The sequence below is a fragment of the Mycobacterium sp. genome (genome assembly GCF_049802695.1).
In the GTDB taxonomy this organism is placed as follows: Bacteria; Actinomycetota; Actinomycetes; order Mycobacteriales; family Mycobacteriaceae; genus Mycobacterium.
On the sequence record NZ_JBARMY010000205.1, the window covers coordinates 24025 to 31265 of the forward strand.

Sequence of the window (7241 nt, forward strand, 5' to 3'; positions counted from 1 at the left end):
TGGGTGTTCACATTCTCTCCGGTGCGGTGACTCCGAGGATGGCCAATCCGTTGGCGACCACTTGACGAGTAGCCTGGCACAGCGCCAGGCGCGCGGTGTGCAGCTCGTTGGGCTGCTCGTCGCCTTGGGGCAGGACGCGGCACACATCGTAGAACCGGTGATAGTGACCGGCGAGGTCTTCGAGGTAGCGGCAGACGCGGTGCGGTTCCCGCAGCGACGCAGCGGTTTTCAGTACCCGGGGAAAGTCGCCCAGGACGCGGATCAGGGTGCCCTCTTTGTCGTGGCTCAGGAGCTCGAGGTGCGCGGTGTCGGGGATCAGCCCCAGTTCGGCGGCATTGCGGGCCAGCGCAGACAGCCGCGCATGCGCGTATTGCACGTAATAGACCGGGTTTTCGTTCGACGCAGAGGACCACAACGCCAGGTCGATGTCGATCGGGGTATCCACCGACGAGCGGATCAGGCTGTAGCGCGCCGCGTCGACACCGATTGCCTCGACGAGGTCGTCAAGGGTGATGACCGTCCCGGCGCGCTTGCTCATCCGCACCGGCTGGCCGTCGCGGACCAGGTTGACCATCTGACCGATCAGCACCTCGACGGTTGTCGGGTCGTCACCGAAGGCGGCGGCGGCTGCCTTGAGCCGGGAAATGTACCCGTGGTGATCGGCGCCAAGCATGTAGATGCACAGATCGAAACCGCGTTCCCGCTTGTCCAGGTAGTAGGCGAGGTCACCGGCGATATAGGCCGGCTGGCCGTCGCTTTTGATCACGACGCGATCTTTGTCATCTCCGAAAGCGCTGGTGCGCAACCAGGTTGCACCGTCCTTCTCGTAAATGTTGCCGTTGTCGCGCAGCCGTGTGACGGCCTGCTCGACGCGGCCGCTGGTGTGCATCGACTCTTCGTGGGTGTAGACGTCGAAGTCGGTACCGAAGTCGTGCAGCGACTGCTTGATGTGCGCGAACATCAGGTCGACCCCGATGCGCCGGAACGTCTCGTGCTGCCCGGCCTCGGGCAGGGTCAGCGCATCCGGCGCTTTCTGTAAGACCTGGGCGGCGATGTCGGCGATGTAGGCGCCCGCGTAACCGTCGGCCGGTGTCGGCTCGCCGTTGGCTGCGGCGATCAGCGAGTTGGTGAATCGGTCGATCTGCGTGCCGTGGTCATTGAAGTAATACTCGCGCACGACGTCGGCGCCCTGGGTTGACAGCAACCGGCCCAGCGCGTCGCCGACGGCGGCCCAGCGGGTGCCACCGATGTGGATCGGTCCGGTCGGGTTTGCTGAGACGAATTCCAGATTGACCTTGTGCCCGGTCAACGCATCGGATTGCCCGAACGTCGCGCCGGCGTCGATGACGTTGTTCACCATGGCACCCTGCGCCGAAGCCTCCAGGCGCAGATTAATGAAGCCGGGACCGGCCACCTCGGCGGAAGCGACGCCCTGGGCCTCGGCCAGCGGGCCGGCCAGCCACTGGGCCAGTTCCCGCGGGTTGGCGCCGACCTTCTTGCCCAGCTGCAGGGCCAGGTTGCTCGCGTAGTCACCGTGCTCCGGGTTGCGTGGCCGTTCGACGGTGACCGCCTGCGGCACCAGGGCAGGGTCGAGCCCGTGCTCGCCGAGCACCGCAGCGGCGGTCCTCCTGAGCAGCTCGGCCAGGTCAGCAGGGGTCACGAGGTTCCATCCTATTGGGTGCGCTCCCCTGCGCCCGAATCCATCACGGTGGCCAGGTGGCCACCTTCATGCGTTAGTCTGTCGGGGCCCCATGGCGCAGCATCGGCTGTGTGCGCCCCCGTAGCTCAGGGGATAGAGCGTCTGCCTCCGGAGCAGAAGGCCGCAGGTTCGAATCCTGCCGGGGGCACTCGCCGAAACACGGTCTGACCTGCTCTCCCGGCATCAGGCGGCGCATCATCGGTCAGAAACGTTTGGTTTCCGGCGTGACTTCGTGATGGGGCCGGTCGTGAGGAGCTTGTCTGTCAGATATATGCGACGTGGACGTGATCAATTCGGCCGTCGAAGCGGAAAGGCGCTTTGTCGTAGTAGTCCAGCGATACCGGTGAGCCGAGGCAGACGCCGACGTCGAGACAATCGTTGGCGGTGAACAACAGCGGCGCGCTGACCGGCACCCGGCCCCTTGCGAGGACGTCTTGCCCGACTTGAATGGTCACGTCGAGCGGTCCGGCGGGCCGCTGCTCGGCATGGCGCGTTTCCACGACGATCCTGGTAGGGCCGGCTTGGAGTTTGGTGGGCGAGCGGAGCTTGGTGCGCGAGATGATGAAACAGTTGTACTCGTAGCACAGATACCCGTCGTCGAGGTAGCAGGTCACCCCGCCGGCGAAACCGCCGAGCGCGTACAAGACACCATTGGCGTCGGGAGGCACGTCCACGTCGATGGTGACCGTATTGTTTTTGGTGCCCAGCGCCGGCGCGCAGAACTCGGGGATGCGGGTGATTCTGCCGGGGAACTCCCACTCGCGATAAGGCGGTGTGATGCGCAGTTCGGGATGGAATACCGGTACCCACAAGCCGCCGCCGATCGGCAACACGGAGTTGCGAGCGGCTTCGATGGCGAACAGTTCGCGCATCTGCGCCAGCTTGTCGGGCATCTCGTCCGCAAGGTCGTGGGCCTGTGACCAGTCCTCGTCGAGGTCGTAGAGCTCCCAGCGGTCCTTGTCGGGTGTCCAATCCCGGATTGCCGGTGGCAATCCCGGCAGCCAGGGCACCCGCGGACCGAACGTTGAGGCCATCCAGCCGTCGTGATAGATGCCCCGGCTGCCCATCACCTCGAAGTACTGAGTGTTCTTCCCCCCTGACGCTGATCGGTCGGTGAGCGTGCGGGCGAAACTTGCCCCCGCAATCGCGATTTGAGGCACGCCGTTGACGATCAGCGGCGGCTCGACGCCAACGATGTCATAGATGGTGGGCACGACGTCATTGCAGTGCAGGAAGTGATCCCGCGGCATAGGGTCTGGCGTGACTTTCTTGGGCCAGCGGATCGCCAGTGGATTGCGGGTGCCGCCGAGATGCGAGGCGACCAGTTTTACACCCTTGTACGGGGTGCTGCCGGCCCAGCCCCAGCCGGCGTGGTACTGGTTGTCGGTCTTCGGTGAGCCCAGTACGTCAAGACCGCCGAGCTGTTCCAGCGCATTGATGTGCATCCGTGGTGTGGTCGGAATGCCGTTCTGCGCAAGTAGTTCGGCGATTGTGCCGTCCTGCCCTTCGGCCGAAGATCCGTTGTCGCCCCAGATGTAGAAGAACAACGTGTTCTCCCCGTAACCCAACTGGTCCAGCTCGTCGAGGATGCGGCCAACCTCAACATCGACGTGTTCGGCGAACCCTGCCGCGACCTCCATCAAGCGGCGTTGAAACGGCCTTTCGTCCTCGGGGATGTCGTCCCACGCCTTCATCCGCTCATCACGCACGGTCAGCTCACAGTCCGGCGGAATCCAGCCTTTCTCCTTGGCCCGGTCGAACACCCGCTCGCGGTAGGCATCCCAACCGTCGTCGAACTTGCCGGCGTAGCGGTCGGCCCACTCCTTCATGATGTGATGCGGGCCGTGCAGGCAACCGCTGGCCGAGTACATGAAGAAGGGCCTATCGGCCTGCAGCGCCTTATGGTTGCGCAGCCAGCCGATGGCGTCATCGGCCAGGTCTTCCGAGAGGTGATAGCCCTCCCCGGGCGTTGTCGGCGGCGACACCACTGTCGTGTTGCGCACCAGGTGCGGCTCATACTGCGACGCCTCCCCAGCCAGGAACCCGTAAAAGTACTCGAATCCAAGCCCAGCGGGCCAGTTCTCGAACGGACCGGCCGCCGTGGCCTCCTCGGCCGGCGTGTTGTGCCACTTGCCCCATGCTCCGGTGCTGTACCCGTAGTTCTTGAGCACTTCGGCCACCAGCGCGCTGCTGCGCGGAATCTTCCCGGCGTAGCCATCCCAGTCGTTGGCCAACTCGGCGATCTGCCCATTGCCGATTTCATGATGGTTGCGGCCGGTCAACAGCGACGCCCGAGTCGGTGAACACATTGCGGTGGTATGGAACCGGCTGTAGCTAACCCCCTCGGCGCAGACCCGGTCCATCGTGGTCGTTCGTACCTCGCCGCCGAAGGTCGTCGGCAAACCGGGGCCGGCGTCGTCGATCAGAACGATCACAATGTTCGGCGCATCCTCATGCAACCGCGGAGGAGTGACACGCCGCGCGTACGTCGACTCCTGCAGCGTTCGCCCGGCGATACTCGCCGACGGTGTCGGCGGAAACGGCAGAGTCGCACCACCGGGCAGCTTCGGAACCACCACACCCGGTGAATCGAGGTCATTGTTTACGGCGGTGCCCGACATGGCTGCTCCAAATTCTCGAAGCCGGCCGAACTGTCGCGGATGCGACAACTCCGGCCTTTCAGACGCCTCCGAACTTACTCTCGATCCGGTCGGCTCAGGTCGTGACAATCACTCGAATTCGGATCTAAAGCGGTCCGTCACCGACTATTTGGCACCGATTCTGCATATCGGTCAACGGCTGACGAATACCTTGCATGTCAGCGTGAACCTGCGGGTTGGCATTCATGTAGTCCGTGACCTGGCCACGGATATCGCTGCGGGGCTGACCCTTCAAGCTGGTGAAGAAGTCGTTGACGTCGGGATGTGCGAACAGATATGCCGACGTGTCCGCGGCGACGCCTGACGACACCTGGGCCAGGTCGGCGGCCGTGCAGTTCGGCGATGGCGACGGCTCTACTGGATCCCCCATTGCGGAGCCAGCGGCGCTGAAAAGCATTGTGGCAGCTGTCGCGCCGGCAGCTATTCCACCAGCAATCAGGCGAGGTTTGCCACAGCCCGAAGACAACTTGGATGGCTCCTTCTATCACGTCTCTGAAAAGCCGAAACTGGGGCGGTTGCCTACCCCTAGACGATAAGCGACGTCCGTGCAGCGTTTCGATGAAACGGCACAATGAAGCCGCTCGACAGCTAAACTTTGATCTTCGGTCCGCTCACGGACTGCGACGGCGAGGACAGTGCGGTGGTGGGGAGAAGGAGATTGCAGATGAATCGGCGCTCCTGGACCGCGGCCATCCTGACTGTGTTGGCGGTTTTGACCGGCTCTGAAGTTTTCGCCACCGCGCAGCCCGGTACGGCGCGGGCCGATGTCTGCGCCAACGTTGGCCGGCGAGTTTCGGTGGGTGGGTGCTGGAACGTCGGCGATGCCGTATCCAACTACGCCCCGCCGCCGGCGTACTACGCCCCGCTGCCCGAGGACTATCCGCCCCCGCCGCCGCCATAACCCCTTCCCGCCCGCTAACACCTGTGATCAGGAATGGTTGACCGTCCACGTCACAGCAGATTGCGCAGCGTCTCAGCTTGACCCGCTCGGCAGCGTTCCGAGGTTTCCCAAAGGCAGCGTCGCGCTTGGCGTGGCCGGCGGCCAGCGCCTCACCCCACACCTCGTGAGCCTTTTCCGGCAGGTAAAAAATCGGTTGGCAGCCCTCAGTTCGGCGGCCAAACTCGACATTCTTGGGTCCCAGCGACACTCTTCTACGCTCAGTTGAGCCTCATCACGTAGACGTCGAGTGTCTTCACCCGTCCCTCGTCGTTGAACCCGTATGCCATCGCCGTATTGGCGATATGCGTGAAACCGTCGAACGTATTGCGCTCCTGGAGTTCCAGAATCACCCGATTGCCCTGCTCGGTGATGTGTCTGAGCGTTGCCTCCCACTCGGTGGCCCCGCCGTACTGTGTGATGTAGTCCCTGTAGGTCTTCCAGTCGATCGTTTCCGGCGTCTCGGTGAGGAATACGCCCTGGCGGACGAAGTTGTCGAGGTCCACCAGCTCTTCGAGCTTCTTCCACAGTTCAATGGAGAAGTCGGGCTCTTTGATCGATTCCACAATCGCGCCGAAGCGCTCACTGTATTCCATGACCTTGCGGGATAGGCCGGTGAAGTTGTCGGAGGTGGGTATTTCGTGGGCCATATCGGCTCCTCCTATCGAGATATGTAAACAGAAAGCTGAGCCGGAGAATGCGTCTCCTGCGTTCTCCGCCGATGTGTGATTAGTGCGTTGCGTCCAGTTCCGACTCCGTTAGGGGTCCACATGACGTATTCGAGCAGCACGGAAACGGTCAAGCACCGCGGTCACAGCAAATTGCGAAGCGTCTCAATGAGCTTGACCCGCTCGGCAGAGGTCCCGGCGAGCGGTGTCACGTTCAACGTCGTCACCCCGGCTTCCTGATACGCCGCCACCCGTTCCTTGACGAACCCTGGCGTGCCGATCAACGAGACGTCCCGCACGAGTTCATCTGGCACGACTTTGGCGGCACCTTCTTTGTCACCGGCTAGGTATAGCTCTTGGATGCGATCGGCTTGCGGGCCGTAGCCGTATCTGGTGGCCAGGGTGTGATAGAAGTTTTTGCCCTTGGCGCCCATTCCCCCGATGTAGAGCGCTAGGTGCGGTTTGACGAATTCGCGTAGTCCGTCCGCGTTTTCACCGATCGCCAGCGTCGGGCCGGCGTACACCTCGAGGTTTCCCAAAGCAGCGTCGCGCTTGGCGTGGCCGGCGGCCAGCGCCTCACCCCACACCTCGTGAGCCTTTTCCGGCAGGTAGAAAATCGGTTGCCAGCCCTCGGCGAGCTCAGCAGCCAACTCGACGTTCTTTGGCCCCAGCGCAGCCACCAGTATTGGAATGCGTTCGCGGACAGGCGTGTTGATCAGCTTGAGCGGTTTGCCAAGTCCGGTGCCCTGGTCGGCGGGCAATGGGATCGCGTAGTGCTTGCCCCGGTGTTCAACTCGCTCGCGGCGCCACACCTGGCGGCAGATTTCGATCACCTCGCGGGTGCGGGCAATTGGAGCGTCGTAGGGGACACCGTGGAAACCCTCGATCACTTGCGGACCGGACGCGCCCAGGCCGAGGGTGAAGCGGCCGTCGGATACGTAATCGAGACCGGCCGCGGTCATCGCGGTCAGGGTGGGGGTTCTGGTGTAGAGCTGCAGGATGCCTGAAGCCAGCTCTACCTTTTCCGTGCTGGCCGCGAGGTAACCCAACGCGCTGACCGCATCGAATGAGTACGCCTCAGGAACGAAGACGATGTCCAGCCCGGCGCGTTCGAGGTCGGCAACTTCAGCGGCCACCTCTTTAAACCCGCCCGCGTAGTTGATTCCCAGCCCGATTCGCATGCTGAATACCTACGCGGTGGCGAACTGCTCGGCAAGTTCGACAGCTTCTTGCTGAATCCGACCGAACTGGGCACCCATCGCCTCGGACAGCGCCGT

At 63.2% G+C, this 7241-nt stretch carries 6 protein-coding genes, 1 tRNA gene and 2 pseudogenes; 2 read left to right on the forward strand and 7 right to left on the reverse strand.

The window, feature by feature from the left end:
* Window positions 1–7: 7 nt before the first annotated feature.
* The gene (argS, locus tag WA317_RS08310; RefSeq protein WP_425172576.1) at window positions 8–1660 is read right to left on the reverse strand and encodes an arginine--tRNA ligase; all 1653 of its coding nucleotides are present in this window, start codon (window positions 1658–1660) and stop codon (window positions 8–10) included.
* 114 nt (window positions 1661–1774) lie between these two features.
* Here argS and WA317_RS08315 point away from each other — a divergent pair.
* Window positions 1775–1847: transfer RNA gene (locus WA317_RS08315), tRNA-Arg, on the forward strand.
* A 115-nt stretch (window positions 1848–1962) separates the two neighbouring features.
* Here the strand turns inward: WA317_RS08315 and WA317_RS08320 are convergent.
* The gene (locus tag WA317_RS08320; RefSeq protein WP_425172577.1) at window positions 1963–4320 is read right to left on the reverse strand and encodes an arylsulfatase; all 2358 of its coding nucleotides are present in this window, start codon (window positions 4318–4320) and stop codon (window positions 1963–1965) included.
* A 124-nt stretch (window positions 4321–4444) separates the two neighbouring features.
* Window positions 4445–4783: a heme-binding protein gene (locus WA317_RS08325; RefSeq protein WP_425172583.1), complete on the reverse strand. Its 339-nt coding sequence runs from the start codon at window positions 4781–4783 to the stop codon at window positions 4445–4447.
* A 240-nt stretch (window positions 4784–5023) separates the two neighbouring features.
* Between WA317_RS08325 and WA317_RS08330 the strand changes: the two genes are divergently transcribed.
* Window positions 5024–5260 carry a hypothetical protein gene (locus WA317_RS08330; protein ID WP_425172578.1) on the forward strand — a complete coding sequence of 79 codons (237 nt, stop codon included), beginning with the start codon at window positions 5024–5026 and terminating at the stop codon, window positions 5258–5260.
* A gap of 103 nt (window positions 5261–5363) precedes the next feature.
* Here the strand turns inward: WA317_RS08330 and WA317_RS08335 are convergent.
* The 4 genes and pseudogenes from WA317_RS08335 to WA317_RS08350 form a co-directional block, all read right to left on the reverse strand.
* Window positions 5364–5504 (reverse strand): annotated as a pseudogene (locus WA317_RS08335) (LLM class F420-dependent oxidoreductase); the annotation flags it as partial.
* 13 nt (window positions 5505–5517) lie between these two features.
* A complete protein-coding gene (locus tag WA317_RS08340; RefSeq protein ID WP_425172579.1) occupies window positions 5518–5946 on the reverse strand; it encodes a hypothetical protein in 429 nt (142 codons plus the stop codon).
* 161 nt (window positions 5947–6107) lie between these two features.
* On the reverse strand, window positions 6108–7145 hold the full coding sequence (locus tag WA317_RS08345; protein ID WP_425172580.1) for an LLM class F420-dependent oxidoreductase: 1038 nt from the start codon (window positions 7143–7145) through the stop codon (window positions 6108–6110).
* A 9-nt stretch (window positions 7146–7154) separates the two neighbouring features.
* Window positions 7155–7241: pseudogene (locus tag WA317_RS08350) on the reverse strand (nuclear transport factor 2 family protein); the annotation flags it as partial.